Origin of the sequence: Algoriphagus lacus (genome assembly GCF_003583985.1) — a bacterium.
In the GTDB taxonomy this organism is placed as follows: domain Bacteria; phylum Bacteroidota; class Bacteroidia; order Cytophagales; family Cyclobacteriaceae; genus Algoriphagus; species Algoriphagus lacus.
In genome coordinates this window covers 144,150-161,823 of the sequence record NZ_QXML01000009.1, presented here as the reverse complement: position 1 = coordinate 161,823, position 17,674 = coordinate 144,150, and the positions used below count along the sequence as shown (strand labels likewise).

General features: G+C 38.6%; 13 protein-coding genes and 1 pseudogene. 6 read left to right on the top strand and 8 right to left on the bottom strand.

What is annotated here, in order from left to right; genetic code table 11:
* Positions 1-902: 902 nt before the first annotated feature.
* A complete protein-coding gene (locus D0X99_RS16840) occupies positions 903-1,133 on the bottom strand; it encodes a hypothetical protein (protein ID WP_119479023.1) in 231 nt (76 codons plus the stop codon).
* 340 nt (positions 1,134-1,473) lie between these two features.
* Between D0X99_RS16840 and D0X99_RS16835 the strand changes: the two genes are divergently transcribed.
* From D0X99_RS16835 to D0X99_RS16825, 3 genes are all read left to right on the top strand, one after another.
* Positions 1,474-2,043 (top strand): hypothetical protein, encoded by a 570-nt coding sequence (locus tag D0X99_RS16835; RefSeq protein ID WP_119479022.1) that lies wholly within the window; start codon positions 1,474-1,476, stop codon positions 2,041-2,043.
* Positions 1,982-2,359 carry a hypothetical protein gene (locus tag D0X99_RS16830; RefSeq protein ID WP_119479021.1) on the top strand — a complete coding sequence of 126 codons (378 nt, stop codon included), beginning with the start codon at positions 1,982-1,984 and terminating at the stop codon, positions 2,357-2,359. The genes D0X99_RS16835 and D0X99_RS16830 overlap by 62 nt, the downstream gene beginning before the upstream one ends.
* 101 nt (positions 2,360-2,460) lie before the next feature.
* Complete coding sequence (locus tag D0X99_RS16825; protein ID WP_119479020.1) at positions 2,461-2,829, top strand: hypothetical protein; 369 nt, start codon at positions 2,461-2,463, stop codon at positions 2,827-2,829.
* Positions 2,830-2,855: 26 nt separating this feature from the next.
* Here the strand turns inward: D0X99_RS16825 and D0X99_RS16820 are convergent, their stop codons facing one another.
* The 6 genes from D0X99_RS16820 to D0X99_RS16790 all read right to left on the bottom strand — a co-directional run bounded on the left by D0X99_RS16820 (position 2,856) and on the right by D0X99_RS16790 (position 11,165).
* Positions 2,856-3,062, bottom strand: a complete 207-nt coding sequence (locus D0X99_RS16820) for a hypothetical protein (RefSeq protein ID WP_119479019.1) — start codon at positions 3,060-3,062, stop codon at positions 2,856-2,858.
* A 782-nt stretch (positions 3,063-3,844) separates the two neighbouring features.
* Positions 3,845-4,312, bottom strand: coding sequence for a GNAT family N-acetyltransferase (locus D0X99_RS16815; protein ID WP_119479018.1), 468 nt, complete (start codon positions 4,310-4,312; stop codon positions 3,845-3,847).
* A gap of 35 nt (positions 4,313-4,347) precedes the next feature.
* Positions 4,348-5,079: an AraC family transcriptional regulator gene (locus D0X99_RS16810; RefSeq protein WP_119479017.1), complete on the bottom strand. Its 732-nt coding sequence runs from the start codon at positions 5,077-5,079 to the stop codon at positions 4,348-4,350.
* A 662-nt stretch (positions 5,080-5,741) separates the two neighbouring features.
* The gene (locus tag D0X99_RS16800) at positions 5,742-7,307 is read right to left on the bottom strand and encodes a tetratricopeptide repeat protein (RefSeq protein ID WP_119479015.1); all 1,566 of its coding nucleotides are present in this window, start codon (positions 7,305-7,307) and stop codon (positions 5,742-5,744) included.
* 181 nt (positions 7,308-7,488) lie between these two features.
* Entirely contained in the window at positions 7,489-8,331 is an 843-nt protein-coding gene (locus D0X99_RS16795) for a maleylpyruvate isomerase N-terminal domain-containing protein (protein ID WP_119479014.1), read from the bottom strand.
* Between the two features lie 437 nt (positions 8,332-8,768).
* Positions 8,769-11,165 (bottom strand): ABC transporter permease, encoded by a 2,397-nt coding sequence (locus D0X99_RS16790; RefSeq protein ID WP_119479013.1) that lies wholly within the window; start codon positions 11,163-11,165, stop codon positions 8,769-8,771.
* A 571-nt stretch (positions 11,166-11,736) separates the two neighbouring features.
* Here D0X99_RS16790 and D0X99_RS20820 point away from each other — a divergent pair.
* The 3 genes and pseudogenes from D0X99_RS20820 to D0X99_RS16780 form a co-directional block, all read left to right on the top strand.
* A pseudogene (locus D0X99_RS20820) lies at positions 11,737-11,867 on the top strand (IS256 family transposase); the annotation flags it as partial.
* Positions 11,868-13,281: 1,414 nt separating this feature from the next.
* Positions 13,282-15,861: a ligand-binding sensor domain-containing protein gene (locus tag D0X99_RS16785; protein WP_147392251.1), complete on the top strand. Its 2,580-nt coding sequence runs from the start codon at positions 13,282-13,284 to the stop codon at positions 15,859-15,861.
* Positions 15,861-16,262 carry a response regulator gene (locus D0X99_RS16780; protein WP_119479011.1) on the top strand — a complete coding sequence of 134 codons (402 nt, stop codon included), beginning with the start codon at positions 15,861-15,863 and terminating at the stop codon, positions 16,260-16,262. The genes D0X99_RS16785 and D0X99_RS16780 overlap by 1 nt, the downstream gene beginning before the upstream one ends.
* 246 nt (positions 16,263-16,508) lie before the next feature.
* Here the strand turns inward: D0X99_RS16780 and D0X99_RS16775 are convergent, their stop codons facing one another.
* Positions 16,509-17,639 carry a PepSY-associated TM helix domain-containing protein gene (locus tag D0X99_RS16775; RefSeq protein ID WP_233553744.1) on the bottom strand — a complete coding sequence of 377 codons (1,131 nt, stop codon included), beginning with the start codon at positions 17,637-17,639 and terminating at the stop codon, positions 16,509-16,511.
* Positions 17,640-17,674: the final 35 nt, after the last annotated feature.

Genomic DNA, 17,674 nt, shown 5'->3' with positions numbered 1-17,674 from the left:
ATGAATCAACTTGCGTCCATCATAGACTTCTAAAATTTGATTCCCTTCTACTTTAAACAATTCTTTACTATTGGAAATATCAAAATAGGCCTTTAAAGTATCATTGTATAGTTTGTCACTAAACGGGTCTTTCTCTATGATTGACATTTTGTAGGTAAGATTACTTAAAGAGTCAAACTTTGAGATTGTTTTTAATATTTGAGCAAATAATGAGGAATTTGATATTATGATAACTACTATGGTAAATAGTATTTTATATATTATATTATTTAACATCTTTAGAGTTTAATTGTATTGCTTATTAGCGCCACAAACTGGCGCTTAGTATTCTTTTTTGGGTCGCTAAGCGCCATAAATGGCTAAATTTTGTGGCGGTTATTTTTTCATAAGTCATCAAATGAGGATTTTATATTCTGCAATGATTTAGTCGAAACATGCGTGTAGATCTCGGTTTTTTTCCTTACAGTTGGGACGAGCAGCCTTACTGAGTGTGGTCAAATCACCCTTGGGACCGGATGGAATTTGCAATCTCACCAAGTAACCTTACAAATTTCAAATAGTCTCCTATCCTACCCCGCATGCTGCCAGCAATAACTACTTTCTGCCAATGCTTTTCGTGAGCAGCCGAACCTACTTATAGACCTCACCCCTCCCTCTTCCCGATCCGCTATTCGGGACAGGCTCTCCAGGAGAGGGCGATCATTCAATGGAGAATCCAAAATTTGTAATCCTTTGGCACTTCTCTCGATCATAATGGCTGATTATCAAAAGTTTCGTTGTGCGAAGAAAGGGATTTATAAAGGAGAATAAAACACCCACTAGTGGGTATTTTATAGCATCAATTGGGGTATTTTTTGGGGGATAAGTGATGAAGAAGGGAGGTTTTATGAAAAGTATCCCATTTATCCTTCCCACCATCTACCCGCTTTTAGCTTCCGGACATATATGGCAAGTCTCGGAATATTATCAGCACATCCGCCATTTGGCCCAGCCTCTGCAAAATGCCATTTCACAGCTTTTAAGAAAGCATCCTCATTGATCGCCCTGTTTCTATCATCCAAAAAGACCAGCTCCTGTCTGGGTGTAATCAAATCATCTACGGGACTGGGTGGGATTTGCAATCCCAGCCTCATATCCTTGCCAATTTATAATTGGCCTCTTATCCTACCCCGAATTTTGCCAGCAATAGCTACTTCCAGTAAATACTTTGCGGGAGCAGCGGGAGCCAGCTTGTGAACCTCACCCCACCCTCTTCCCGATCCGCTACGCTATTCGGGACAGGCTCTCCAGGAGAAGGCGATCATTCAGTGGAGAATCCAAGATTAGTAATCCTTTGCCACCTCTCCCGCTTACTCTTACTGATCATTTAAAGCTTCGTAATGCTAAGAAAGGGATTTTAGTTGAAGAAAAAATCCCCTGTATTGGGTATTTTAATTGCGGTTAGGTGATTTATCTTCAATAGAATGACTTTTTATGAAAAATTCACGCTTTTATTTTGTGGGCTTACTCCTGTTTTTTTCCTGTAGCCCCCCGGAAGCCCCAAGAAATAGTGATCCGCAGAGCCGTACATTAGACGGCCTCTGGACAATATATGAAGCTCAAATCCCGATGGCTAAGCCTGAATACCTGGGCTTTTTCACCCTTGATCCCAAAGGCAATACCCTGCTTTATGGAGGATTGGGAAAGGAATTTTGGTTGGGTATTTTCCGGCCGGACCTATCCCTGATCAGGGATCACTTATTTATTCCTGCAGGATCTCAAACCTTTATCAAGCCTATCACCAAACCTCAGGTTGGCACCTTCCAAGTCCTCAATCAGTTGGTATTCGAACTATACACGCAGCCTTTGTCTCCTAAAGCGGATACTATTATCCGTACCATAGCAGCACTAAACCTGGATTCTTATGAACTGGGTAAAGTTCACGACTTAATGTCTAGGAATGAACTTGATGTCCGTGCGCCCTTGGAAAGGTTCCTTTTTGATGGAGCACTCAGGGATCATTTCCAAAAATGGAAAAAATTATACTCAGGCCATATCCTATGACTTCAAAGGGCGAATCCGTTGGGATTGCCTAGCACCCGAATCACCTAGGATCGGAGTCTACTATTTTGATGTTGACTTCTTCCTGGATGTGACGGAAAACGGAGTATCCGGTTTTGACTTCAGCACATGTAAACAATGGGCCTACGATACCTTGGACTTTTTTGGTAAATCTACTTGTCCCGGATGCCAATCCTCGATCTTACTGAAGCAACAGGTGGGTCCAGAAATCACCCTTGAAGCCAGTTTGAATGGTGAAGTAAGGAGGATTGTGATGGAGTATCGAACCGGGAGGATTGTCAAGAATGAAGAAGTTTAAAAAAATGACTTGTCCTGTCAAAGTATTGTACTGACTCCCCATTGATGACAAATCTATTCTGTTAGATTTATTAACATCTTATTGTTAATTAAATCAACAAAATGAAACTTACAGATGATGAGGTCGGCAATCTCCTAGTGGAGCTTGAACAGTTGGATGCACGGGTAAGGGCAAGAATTAAAGAACTGAAGAGTGATTTGGGATTGAAAGGAAAATTTAGCCCCAAGATCTATGAGGGCAGAATCATTCGTGGTGAAATTCAAAGTTCAATCAGGGATTTAAAGGAAGGCCACCTTGAAAGAGCACTGGACCAGGTTTGGGTTCTTTCCCAAAAGGGTTTAAAAATAAAGTCTATCCAATTCCCAAGGGATCATAAGACATTTAGCCAGTTGCGGCAAGAATGTATCCGAAAAAATCCTGAGCAATTAATTAAGCGATCGAAATCACATGGAGGGGGATACAGGAGTTGAGGCGGGGAAGGTAATGAGCTGGGAATTTATGCCTTTGCGCTGGCAAAGAATGAAATCTTATACTTACCTCTTTTGAATTCGGGTCTCACCTCATTCTTCCCGATCTGAATCAAATTTCCAATCTGGGTTGACAATCCAAGTTTGGTATAGATACTATATCGTGTCCGATATCCAATAACCTTTCCGTCTTCTTCCAACAAATCTTTGACAACCTGATATTGGGGAGGTGCCAATTCTCCAAAAGTTGTTTTTCCCGGCTAATAGTATCTGCCTCTGGAAAGCTTATTGATCTTTCCTCATAATCCCATTCTATTTAATGCTTTGATGACCGCACCCTGTTTTTCACCTCTCCTATAAAATCAGTATAGGTGAATACATGCCCTTTGGGAAGTCGATCCATCCCAAGCGCCTCGTAATCAGTGATTTTCGTAAACTATTGTTGTTTAAAAAGATATAGAAATGTCCAGTTTTTAAATTAAAAAACTGGACATTTTAAGATGTGTGTTAAAAATAAAAACGTGATAAGTGACTTTTCTTCAGCGAAACCCCAAAAACATCCAATTTTAAGTAGCTACTTTTTCTTTCCTCAAACATCAGATTCTGAATAGAAAAAGTAAAACGTGCAGCTTTAGAGTACCTGATTAAACTAAGGCAATCATCCCTTCTAATTTTTTGGGATTGAAGCATTTTTAGATGTCATTGCTAATGGTATGAAGGGCTTTAGCTACTCTCAATGCCTCAAATGGAAATATAATCCGTTGGTTTTTTTGATTGAATACTTTCCAAGGATGCCAAACTTCGATCAAGCTGCTGTCTCAAAGCGGAAATGGTATTGTCCTAGAAGCTCATATAATCCACTAGAGAAGAAGAATTGTTAGAGAATATGGAAGGAACCAGGTGGGTGATTTAGAATATATTACAAGGTTCACAATAACCCAACGATATCAGCTAAACTCTATTTTGGTGGCTGCTTTATTCTAATTTTTTCGAAAGACTCGCCTATCCCGCCAAGGTCTTAACTAAGTTTCTTCCAAAACACAAACTTGTCTTCACCGTCCCGGTAGAAGTCACGAATTAAAGCTTCTCGAGTGTAACCGCATTTGTCATAAAACTTTCTTGTCAGTTCAAATTCTGACAATCCGGAAGTCTCGACTAACAAAATGCGTTTACCCTTTGATTGAAGTAACTTTTCCACATATTCCATGAGTTGGCCGCCAATTCCTTTGGCCTGAAAGTCTTTGTGAACAGCAATCAGGTAAAGATTAAACGTGCCATCAGTTAATCTTTCGGGGGCACAGTAAACAATTGCAATAGGTCGATTGTCGTCAAGTTTGGTTAACCAGATATCTTCTGATTCAGAGTTTGAAAAATAATCCGCGACCATTCCGTCAAGAAGTTCTGCCGGAAAAAGTCCACTTGATTCAATTACGATTTTGAGCTGGTCCAAGTCTGCTTTGGTTATTGTTCTAATGGTGTCTGACATATCTCTGATTTATTAAGGGATAAATGTCTCCAAAGCTATAGACCCGATTTGGACAAAACTTGTAAGCTTCTGCTATTGTATGCTCTCGAAGGCTTAACTCCTAACATACTTTTAAAGCTCTTGCTAAAATGTGGTTGGTCATAAAATCCGCTTTTTATCAAAGCTGAAAACAAGCCCTCTTCGCTGTCTAAATGATTTTTAATAGTTGACTTTAACCTAGACCAGATAAGGTATTTTTTCAGGGATATGCCAATATTTGATTTGAAAAGATGTGAAAGTCTACTTTCAGAAAGTTTTGTAACAGCTCGAAGTGTTTTTATCATTGAGTCATACTCCAAGTCATTTTGGTCTAGGTATTCAATTGCCTTTGAAATACGGAAATCGTATTCTGTCAATTCTTTTCCGCTCCTTATGATTTGGACCAAATTATCAATTTGAATTGCTTCATTGTAAGGTTCGGATTGAATGAAATATCCGTTACTTAAATCAATATCAGCAAGTTTCAAATGGTCAATAACAAGTCTATTGTGGTGTTCAATCATTATGATTTTGAGTGCACAATTTGTTGAAGAAAGCTTGTGTCGCTGATTTGCCGATACAACCGCAAATTTCAAATTTTCATGAGTTTCAGTGTCTGTCCAAAGAGAAAAGTCGCCATTTTTTGCAATAACAACTTCAATTGCCGGGTGGCTATGAAATTCAGTCTCAAAGCCTTCAAACTCGAAAACATAAAGTCCTTTGTCGATATTAAATTCTTCTACTGTCACAACTTTATATAATAAACACAATTGAATTGTTACTCAAGATTTTTTCCCCATTATTAAGAAATTTGGTAACAAAAGGGAAGTTTTATTCCCCTTTGTTCTTGCCAGTACAACCAAAGAAGGATCGGAATCAAGAAAACCTTATATCCAAGTATCCTGATGGATATTCCAACGGCACATTGTTGTAAGAGATAATGGTAAGGCCAAGGAAAGAAAAAACCAAGAGAGGAAATACTCGATACAGGGTAATTTGAATGAAATTTAAAACAGGGAACAGAAATGAAGTTTCATCACGTTGTATTAAGAGTTTTTTGATTTGGAATTTGACGCTATCCAATTGAAATAACCAAATCCATAATATTTCCATGAGGTCCAATTAGGTACCATTTCTCACACTTTTGGAGAGTTCAAAACCTAATTACTACTGCATAGGATTGGCAACCCCATCATTTTGTCCTTCCCTATTTGCAATTATCACTAATAAGGACACTCCCACTTTTGAAAGCCAACTGGAAAAATTCTTGAAAGATATACTTCCATCAACCATTCAGTAACAATTACCGCGGTTTCCTAAGCTTCAATCCACTTAAGATAATTCCTTACTTCCCTACCAAAGTCAGTTCGAAACAATCGGAACATGCGGTCTCACTTTCTTCAAAAGAAGGTCACTTTTTCAGGACCACTTTTTTGCCATAGCAGACTGAACATGTCTCCTGTCCCTCATAAGAGGAAGGTGTAGTATAGCTGGTTGTTTTGATGTAATCCCCGGAAACCTTGGAGCCTGAAACCAATTCAGGTTTAGAGTAAACGGTAATTGGAGTCATTTTGAATGTCTTGGTAACTTTCCCCGAACCTGCACAGGCGTAGCAAGAAGTCATAAATTGATCCGCACTTTCATTCAGGACCTTAAAATCAGTTTCAGTCAAAGGCAGATAAGTGCCATTGCTTAATTCCACACCCTTTGGAGTTCCATGTAAAACCATAAATTTTTCACCCTTATAGAGAATTACCTGACCATACTTCAGATTTGTAGGCAGATTCATGGTGGACAGCTCTTCCAGTTTGTATTCAGGCAGGGGACTTTGATTTGCTGAAGCTGCTTTTTTAGCAGCATTCAGATGCTGGGCGGCGAGAGTCTTATTTCCTTCCCGAAAGGCGATTTTTGCCAGCTCTATATGGGCTCCTACACGGGAATAATTGGTTTCAGAGGTAATTTTCACCACCTCCTCGTAATAAAATTTAGCACTGTCGGGTTGGTTTTCCCAACGGAAATATTCAGCAAGTTCCAAAATGTAGGATGGGGATTGTTTTCCCGCCAGTCGATAGAGACTACTCAGGTTCAAGCCCTCCTGGGCTTGAAGAAATTCAGGGTTGCTTCGAAGAAATTCGGTCAGTTTCACCAGTGCATATTGCGATTCAGGCGCTTCTTGCCAACCTTGATAAAGCCACTTGAATGCTTCTGCGGGATTGTTATTTTCCCGATTCGTTGAATTGTAGGTAGTTCCCAAAAGTGTTTTTTCAATCCCTCTGATCTTTTCGGAATGTTCTAAAAGCATAAGCCTTTTTCCTACCACCTGCTGTTCACCCATACTGTAGCAGCAGGAGTTGGCAGTAGCTGCGATATCCACTTCATTGGACAGATTGATATAAAATGATTCAGAATTTTTGGCAGTGGCCCTAAAAAGATGGGCTACGGGATATAATATGCCATTCAATTCTCCTCCACCGTAGTCGAGGCTGAGGTATTGAGGGGGGATTTGTTCTGTTCCGTCTAGGTTGATTATTCCCCAATTGGAGTTTTCGTCCTTCACTAACAGACTGGTTCTTTTACCCTGAGGATCCTTGATTTCACGGTATCCATTTTCCGTGATCTTTTTTAGGTTAAAGTCGAACACATAGTAGTTGCTATCCTGAATCAAAATCAAAAAAGGATTGCCTTGGCATAAGAAAAGAGGAGCCTTTAGCCCACCTTCCTGGGCGATTTTTTCTCCTGTTTGAACGTCAAAAAGTTCAAAGCTAAAATCCTCCTTCACACCAATAATGTGCTTCCCTTCATTCAGTAACTCCACTGCACGAAGGTTTTTCATCAATGCCTTTCCTTTGGCATTCAAAATTTCATAGCTACCCATACTAAACCCACCTTTGGTTAAGTTTTGGGAAAAGCCTGTAGATGGAAAAATCAGAGCAAAACAGATTAAGCTCCAAAAAGCAATTCGGATAACTTGTTTCATGAGATTAGAAAAAGAAATGGCAGAAGATATCAAACAAAATGCAATTTTTAATTCATCCCTACATTTGCATTGGTTGGTTAAAAATGGACTAACACCATCCCTACAAATCCCTAAACATCACTACGAAGTTCGGCTTTCAGGCAGAATAGAAATTCCTATTCAGAACAATACATTTTTTGATCTAGGCCATAACAGCCAGCAATTTTAATAAGTGAAAAGCCAACTTCTGATCCCCCTTTACCTCAACTTCCTGGACTGCCATTTCAAAGGGAATCCCTTTAGTAAAAATCCTCCAGGCTATTTTGTCGGAAATTGTAAGTTGAGCTGATGGCTCAAGTTTGGAAAAAGGAATCAGTCGCCATTCCGAATCAATACGCTTCATCCACCAGGTATGATAAAATTGTCCGGTGATAATGATTTTCACTAAGGCGCCCTTGGGACTTTCAATAGATCGATAATGATATGGAAGTGCCCTCAGCGAAGTTTCCAAATAGGGCAGGAAGAAACGCTTGCTAAAAAGCGAATGGTCATCGGGATCTGTGGCTAGGAAAATCTGTTGGGTATGATGCCATTTTTCGGTGTACTCCCTTGCAACATGAAACCAATTTAAGGACTCCTCCTCCCCTGCCCATGCCACGCTGAACAAGGCTTTTTCAAATGGCTTTAATCTTCTGAGAAGGTTTCGGTATTCTTTGCCGGAGGTTTCAAGCAGGTCAACCAATACTTGAGGACTAAGGCGATTGGTAGCTAAAATCCAGTCAGCATTCAGTCCGTTTAGATACGATACCAGGTCTTGATAAGAAGATATTTGGCCTGGGACTTGTCCAAAGTACCCGTCTCTAAGCATTGAAATTGCTCTGAGATTCCCATCCAGAAGATGAGCTGCTATCTGCTTGACTGTCCAGCTTCCTGCCAAGGTTGGAGCATTCCATTGCTCATTAGGAAGTGATTTAAGCTTATGGATCAAAAGTTCATCCAGTTCCTGAAAAAGATGTCTGGTACGAATAGGGATTGAATTGTTCATGGAAAAAGCTTTTGTCCTAAGAAATCTCAAACCGACAAAAAATCAAAATTTTAATTCCAAAACGACCAAAAAAGGGGTTTCCCCCTTTTCCTAAAATGGACAGACATTGAGGATGTAGTCCACGGCCTTTTGCGCCTTGGATGCCGCATCGATAAGCAGTTGCTTGTCGTTTTTAAGCTTTGCTATCCAGTTTTGGATAAAAGCAGGCTTTCGTTAGGCTTTGAATCAGATAATCCGAATGATAATTTAAACCTCTCCATAATAAGTCTTATTAAACTCGCTTGATTCTTGAAGCAAATGCCGGTCAAATATCAAATACATTAAACTTTAAAACTATCCCCAATAGGTATAAACCCCTGACAAGAGCTGATTGCTTTACAAAATCAACATCCCAACAGGAATTTATCCAAGGGACCTCCCAAGAAACTTTAGAAAAATCATTTTTGTAAGGTTTCAACTGGGTTTGTAACAAATATTTTCCATGTCCTAAATGAGACAATCAGCAAAGAGATGCCCAAAACTGAAAGTACCGCAAACGCATAAATCAAAAACGATAGATCAACGTGATAAGCAAAACTTCCCAACCATACTTTTGAGAACCAATTACCAAAAAGAATAGCCAAACCGGTAGAAACAACTAATAGAATAACAAAATCCCGCGTCAGAAATTTTAAGATATCCAGAAAACCAGCTCCAAGGACTCTCCTAACACTGATCTCCTTACTTTTTTGGTTGGCAAAGTACGAAACTAGTCCCAAGAGCCCCAAACCTGAAACAACCAATGACACTAATGAAAACAGGGAGAAGATTTTGGAAAGTTTTTCTTCAGTGGAATAAAACAATTGATATTGTTGATCCGCAAATTCATAGGAAAAAGGACGATCCGGAATTAATTCATTCCAGGCTAATTTAAGAGCCGACAAATTTTCTGAAACACTACTACCCGATAATCTAAGTAAAAGAACTGTGGAATAATCCGGTTCGAGGTATATCACCAGTGGGCCGACCTCTTTATGGAGAGAGTTAAAATTAAAATCTTCCATTACACCTTTGACATAAACCAAGCTTCCGTCAAAGTAAAAGCGTTTATTCAAAGCGGCGTCTTCCGACCAGCCCAAGGCCTCAGCAGCCTTCTGATTAATCAATACTGGAAACTCTCCATCTTCGGGTGTTTGGCTTCTCTTTAAATCAGACTCATGGAGTCCTTGTCCAGACAAAAGCACTATGCCCAAAGTCTTTATTAACTCATGGTCCCCTAAATATCCTGTCACAGGAATAGACTGGCTGGATTCCGGTGTAAGACTCATTGTATATTGGGATTTTACATGAACTGGAGAATTACTTGCTTTTGATACGCTAGCAACCAGATCTTTCCTCTTTATTTCAGAACCAAATGAATTCACTTGCTCTTGAATCTTGTAATTAATCGGAAGAACCACTAATTGCTCCCTATCAAATCCCAGATTGGCTTCCTGAAGAAATGAAAGCTGACTTTCCACGATAAATGTGGATAAAACCAAAGAAATAGATACAAAAAATTGAAAAACAACCAACCCTTTCCTGAAGTAAGATTTTGTATTTGTTTTTTGTAAGCTGATGTTTTTCAAAGGTCTGATCCCAGAAAGAAAAACTGCAGGATAGAATCCAGCTAAAAAACTGACCGAGAAAAACAAAACCAGAATAAAAAGAATACCCTGAAGGGTATAAATGGTAGTAAAATCCAAATTTAAACCTAAGAAATCCTCTAAAACACCAGAGATTAATTGAATGACTACCAGAGCCAGAAAAATACATAACCCGGTCAAAATCATGGATTCGATAAAATATTGTGAAAACAATTGAAAACGACTTGATCCCACAATTTTTCTCAAACCGATCTCTTTGGATCTTTCAGTTGACTCCGCTGTCGAAAGATTTATAAAATTGGCACAGCCGACCAAAATCATTAATACCGCAACAAATGCCAGGAGTTTGAGATATCGGATATCGAGTGTTGGTACGGTTCCATACATTTCTCTGGTAGTATCAAAATGTATATCCCTCAAATTGGCCAAAGTGAAATATATGGAGGTCCCACTTGATTTTAAGTCTTCCCCAAATTGATCGGCGATCCATTTATTGATTGAATTTTCAGTAGCCCCCGGGTCAGCATCCTTATTCAGCTTCAAATACGTATGGTAATTGCTATTTGACCAAGAAGGATCCTTTCCATGAGGCTGGGAAAGGAAAGATCCAATAAAATCAAAATTCAAAGTTGAATTTGAAGGAAAGTCCTCGATAACCCCAGCCACTTTAAACTCTTTACTATTATTGATTTTTAACGTTTTACCTATTGCCTTTTGGGGTGTTTCAAAGTATTTTTTTGCTGTGGACTCGGTTAAAACAAGGTTATCAGGATCTGCAAGTACTTTCTCCTGAGCTCCAGCTATAAACTCTAAATCAAAAACCTTAAAAAAACTTGTATCTGCGAAAGCAAATCGCTTTTCTTCTTGATTTCCCTGACCACCGTCAATCAATAAGGTGGAAAACTGACTTATATCAAAAACGATAGTTCCATTTTCCAGATCTTTAATACTGGCCTGCACATTGGGAAGCAAGGCTGAAGGAGTAGTGGCCCAGAAAAGCTTTTCTTCTCCAGGAGAAAAATCCTGGTTGATCCGATAGATGTTTTCATATCCAGAGAAATTCGAATTAAATGAAAGCTCATGATAGATAAACAGTGAAATAATAAGAAAACTAACAATCGAAGTAATCAATCCGATGAAATTTACTGTCGTTTGTTGTCTTTTTTTTATAAGGCCTCTTATTGAAACTTTTATATGATTCTTGAACATGGGATATTGGTTTTAATTGAGAAGAACTTGAATTTAACTTTCTGTTTTCCTATTTATTCAAAAAATACTCCTGATGTAAAACGCTCATTTTTAAATAGTTGTAGTTTTAATAATATATTATATATTAATAAATCGGGCAAAATTGTCCATAGACGAACAAGAATAGTGAAATTATAAAAAGCAAATAAATTAAATGAATTAGACACATGTCTAAAAAAAATAAAATAATATTAAAAGAACACAATTATATAAAATTTTTTTCTATTTAATTGATCCCATGGCTGATTAAATTACATGGATATTTTTTACTTTAAACTTATAAAAACCTTGATCCAATCCGATCAAATTAAATCAGTATAACAGTATTGGCTTAAAGGTATGGGAAATAGCAGGTATGGGCATTTATGAAAAATATATACTGTTCGGAAAGGATTCTAAATGCCGTTGGTGATAGAAGTTTCTCTAGGGAAAATAAACGCGATTACCGACAGGATTTTTCGGCAGGTCTTAGTCTGTCGGAATGGCCTTTTGGAGAGCCTGTATCCGGTTAACTGGTTGGCTGTGATGCTTTAAACAGATTTATCCGGCAATAATGAACGCTCAGACAAAATGGAACAGAACCATTTTCGCATGGCCACTTATTCGAAAAGATCTAATTGCTTCTAGGAAGATCGATTCAACCAAACTGACACAGCTAAGTAAAGAGTCCACTTGGATCCCCAATTGAAAAAAACTTCATCCCTTTCGAGAATCACTACTTGCAATTCCACGGGTTATTTGAATTGAGCTTTTGGGCATTTGATTTTCAAGGCAAAGCCCTTTCCGAGTTGAACCTTGGTAATCCTTTTACCCAGCGTCAGAATAGCAGTCAGGAAATTCTTCTTACCCCTCTACCCGCTTACGCCAAAGAACTCCGTCGTAATAGGATAAATCAAAAGCGTCTTTGAGAAAATTACATCGCCAAAAACCCATTGGACTATCCCTGTAGTCAATTCCAATCCAATCTAAACAACTACCTGAACCCCAAGAGCCTGCTTGTATTTCAAGCACAAAAGGGAAATAAAGTGCTCCTTGGCTTTGCCTGAAAGACGGATAAAGAATACGGGAACTATCCTACCTCACAAAAAAGAACAATCTTTTCAAAAATCCTGACACTCAGTCCTGCAGAAAACTGCCAGAAAACAATACACAAACACCCCACCGCTAAAACCAATTCCATGGACCCAACAAGGCCTACGAATTCATTCAGCTGTTGGTAGAAACCAAAGGGGAACATTGACTAAATCGGAGCTATGAGACTAACCTGAAAATTTCCAATTCTACTCCGAAGCAAGCGTAAAAGGATTTGACTCCAACCGAATGAATACAGGATAAAACCAGCTGCTACGCCTTGTACAGGGTGGAAATATTAGAATGAGGAGAAAACATCCTACTCACAGATACTACAGGAACAGGGAAAAGGTACTTCACCTGTTCACAGGGTAATCTAACTAGCCCCCAAGAATCCCGGACTATCAACCACTAATACCAATTCACTGCTTACCCCAGTGAAAAAGGAAAGTCTAACTGCTCTTCCTTCAAGGAAAAGATTATGACGAAAAGCCGAAGATGTTCAGTCTGGATGACTTTAGAATCAATCCCTTGGCTATTCACCCAGAATAATACCAATTGAAAACTTCGAAGACTTACACAATAAAACATCAAATATTATCCCTTCACATCTGCCAGTTAACGCTTGGTATAAAATGAACGGAAATTAGGTTTTGGCAAATGCAATATTTAATAGGATCGAACACGCTGTACACCGATCTTGAGATCCAGGGAAAATCTTTGAGAAAGAGCGGAAAATAAATCAAGCTGGAGGGGTTAAACACTTCATTAAAACTAAAAAAAAATCTAAATTCCTTTCGTTTCAACAATTACTATACAAGTCGAAAGGAAAACAAATTGAAAACCCTTAGGTAAAGGGTCTTTTTTACAAGTTCCCTAACACCCCAACCCTCTCAATTTAAACACTTTGAGCAATAGAAATTTTCTCAAATTTTCATTTTTCCTCCTTTTCGCAATTACCTCTTGTATACTATGGGAGGCCAAAAGTTTTGCGCAGAATCAAAGCTTGAATAAAAACTCTGTTGAAAACTCCAATGATTACGTGTTGGAAATCTGGGATAATTCAAATGGATTGCCTCAAAATGCGGTCTTTGCCATGGAAAAAGACAACATGGGGTACTTATGGGCCGCAACAGAGGAGGGCTTGGTAAGACTGGATGGAACCACTCCCAAGGTCTTTGATCAAGAAACTTATCCGATTATGTTGGAACAGACTTATTATACCTTTTTTAAATCCAAAAGAGGTATTTGGGCTACAGCCGACCGGAGTATTGCCCTATTGCAACAAAGTATTTTAGAAGTAATTGATTGTTCCACAATCACAGAAAAAACCTGGATCCGAGCCATTTTCGAAACTGAAAACGGGGAACTCCTTATTGGAACACAATCGGGAAAAATCCATGTTTGGAAGGACAATACGTTTAGCATACTTGACTTCTGGAAGCCCAATATCGAGCTTGAAATCTTAAGTTTTTATCCATTAAGCTCTACCAAGTTATTAATTGGAACAACCAGAGGGTTATATGAAGTAGACTTAAATCTGAAAAAGTCGAAGATTGTAACTCAGGATACTTTTGTAGCGCAAAAAGTTTTTGGTTCTGACACTTCCGTCTTTGTTTCTTCAGGATCCGGCCTATTTAGGGTTAGAGAAAACTACGAAATGGAAATGATCATTTCCTACGATGACTATCGGGATATTAATCCAACCAGTCTGATCAAAGATTCTGAAGACAGGATTTGGGCAGGCTCTTTGGAAAAAGGATTACTATTGATAGAAGGCAGAAACGTATCCCGAATCAATTTTCCGGAATTAAAAAATTACACGGTCAGAAAAATCATAAAGGAACGGGATAATATTTACCTGGGAACCTTAGGTAAAGGATTGGTTATTGTGAAACCAGCAAAGGTGAAGCAATTGAAATTTGATTCCCTGAAAGAAAAAAACGTCAAACCAATCTTTCAAGCCAATGATTCCAGCATCTGGATTGGGACAAAAGCTGACGGTATTTTCCGAATCAAGGGAGATGCTATTCAATCATGGACCACTAATGATGGTTTGATTCAAAATGGAGTAACCACCATAGGTTCTTTGGCTGGGAAAATTTACGTGGGTTCCGGTTCAGGGATATCTGTAATTGACTATAAATCCAGAAAAGTAATTGAAACCATTACGGTAGAAAACGGGCTCAAAAGCAATTACGTCTATGCCATCTACCAAGATTCCAAAAAAAGGCTTTGGATTCTTACCCGTAATGGAGGTATCCATTATTTGGACGAAAATGGATTGTTAAAGCTTGTGGAACTACCCACGCTTTATAATCAAACCAATTTCATCAGCATACTTGAATTGAAAAACAACCAATTAATAATTGGTTCTATGAACCAAGGAGTATTCTGGATTGAAAATGAAAAGTTTACCCAAAATCAAAAATTACCCCTAACACCGGGAGAGGACATCGTCTACAGCATTTATGAAGATGAAAAAGAAAACCTATGGTTTGGTACACACGGTGGAATTATATTCTTTAAAGACGGTAGGTTTAGATCACTAAAAAAAATCAATGGCCTTAAATCAAGAAGTGTTTATAGCATAATTCCCGACCCGGTTGATGGAATTTGGATCACCAACAATTTTGGAGTTCAATATTTTTCAGATTCAGAACTTGAGAATTTTAAGAAAAGTACTGATCAAAACTTTTTCCTCGGTTCAACATTTTTCAATAAGCAAATGGGAATGCCTAATTCAGAAGCGAATGGACTTATCTTTCCCTCTGCTGTCAAAGATTACTCTGAAAAAATATGGATTCCTACCGTTGAAGGTGTAGGTATTATCGATCCATCTTCATTTTCCGGGGTGCCAGAAAATAGTTCTGAATTCATTTGGGATGAACTTCATTTGGGAGATCAATCTATTCCTATTGAAGGGGATGTTGAAATTCCGCAGGGAGTTCGCATGTTTCAGATTTCATTTAGCCTAATTGATTTTGACAACCCTTCCCAATACTCTCTTTTTTATAGAATGGGCAGTAAGAAAGAGAATTGGCTTCCGATAAAAGATCAAAGACAGCTTATTTTCAATGGTCTGAAACCCGGCAAATATAATCTTGAGCTAAAAATCCTGAGATATGGGCAATTGGAAACTATTAAAACCCTTTCAATCAGGGTAATTCCAACCTTTTTTGAAACCACCTTTTTTTTGGTATTGCTAGCTGTTTCCGCAATTTTCTTGATTTACATCAGTTTCCAGTACTATTTTAATTGGAAAATGAAAAACAGATTTGAGTTTATGGTTTCCCAAAGGACCTCTGAATTAAGTCATACGAATGAAAAATTAAAGGATGCTTTTACGGAAATTGAACATCAAAATTCTATTCTAAAGGAAATTACCTGGAACCAGTCCCATTTGATCAGGGCACCACTTACAAAAGCCATGGGTATAAACCGGATATTAATCAACTATCCTAAATACACCAAGGTCGGAAAAACAAAAGAAGAACTGGAAATTGAGCTATTGGAAACCCTGAATCAACTTGACCAAATCCTGAAAGAAACCCATTCCATTTCTGAAAATTTAAAAAAACCATAATGGAGAAATTGGTTAATGTATTAATAATTGATGATGATCCAGGGGTTCTGTTTCTTCATGAACTAATAATAACCGAGACTAAACTGAATTCAAATCCGGGTACTTTTATAAATGCTGAAGAGGCTTTGAACCAGATTTTGCCACTGGATACTCACAATACTCGAATGTTGATTTTTTTGGACATCAACATGCCAAAAATCTCCGGATGGGATTTTTTGGAAATTTTGATTAAATCCATACAATATGCTGAAATAAAGGTCATTATGGTAACCTCTTCCCTGAGCAAATCTGATCGTGAAAAATCAAAAGAATACAAGATTGTGATGGATTACTGGGAAAAACCTATGGATGAAAGTCAGATATTCAACCTTATTGATGAATTAGGGAGTTGGCTAAAGTAAATATTGCGCTTGAAGAACCCTCCCTCCCAAATAGTTATAAATTTTTCGTCTAGTCTTTCCAGTCACCTGAATTTTCAGATGATTAAAAAGGTAAACTTCAGTATCCTTTCCCATATTCTTTTTTTAGTGGGGCTATCCCTTATTTCAGGCCCAAGCCGATCTTTATTACGCAGAATAGTCATGTAAAACTCCAAATCCATGGAATTAGCTGCTTTCGATATCCTGTAATAGGAATCAACATATCAATTAGGCAGGTAAATGCTTTTGGGAGGATTTTGCCTTTGAAAATTTATTTTGGGATCTGTCCTTCTTTTTCCTTCCCCACCAGATCAAAAAACCAGTTACTGGCAAGGATGCAATGATCGCACTAAGACAGAAAGCCAAAAACTTTCCGGGTAATCCACCGATCGCTCCAACGTGAATATCATAGTTCATCCGCTGGAGCTTATCTCCTACACTGGACTCGTGAAATCGGTTCCAAACATGATCGACCGGAAGTTCTTCCAAAGTATATTGATCAAAATATCGGTAGTCCATTTTCCAATAGGTGTCCGCATCTGGATTGGCATTGGCTGCGTAGGAGCCATGCTTATAATCTGGAGGATGAACCTCAATCCATTCTGCAGTAGGATATTCCTCCTGCATTTTTCTCCAGACCTGATCAATCCCCGGCAGTACTCCTTGATAAACCGAAGTAGAATCAGAAAGTGGAGCATTATACTCCACAAACTGCTTTCCGCCTGTAGTGATCGCGTAATATCCATCCCTAAACCAGGTAAAGCCCCAAACCAGTCCTGTCAACGCAAAGACCAAGGCGAAAATCATCACATAAAACCCTAGAACTTGATGAAGATCGTAGTTCTTTCTTCTCCAACGAGCATCCCAACGAATTTTAAAACTCTTATCAACCCCTTTTTTCTTTTTCGGCCACCAAAGAATCAGTCCAGTGATAACCATGACCAAAAATACAAGAGTGAACGAAGCCACTACAGGTTGCCCAATTTCCGGAGGCAACCAGAGGTAAAAATGACCGTCTAGGACAACCCTAAAAAAGTCAGCATACTCATCTTTTACCTTCAGGATTTTGCCGGTGAACTGATCCACATAAACAAAATAATAGTAATTCTCCTCAAAACTATAGTAAATGGCCTGTGCAGCCCTGTTTTCTATCTGAGGATAGAGGATTCCATGCAGGTGCTTTCCAGGTAAAGCCTCACCCGCTAATTTCCATACTTCTGAAGGTGGCAAAATAGTCTCCCCGACTTGATCCACATATCGATAAGGCTGAATCAAATCCTGAATTTCAGACTGGAAAGCATAAATACAACCTGTTACAGCCACAATGAACACCACTAGCCCGGACGATAGTCCTAGCAAGAGATGTATTTTACCTATCCAATATTTTATATTCA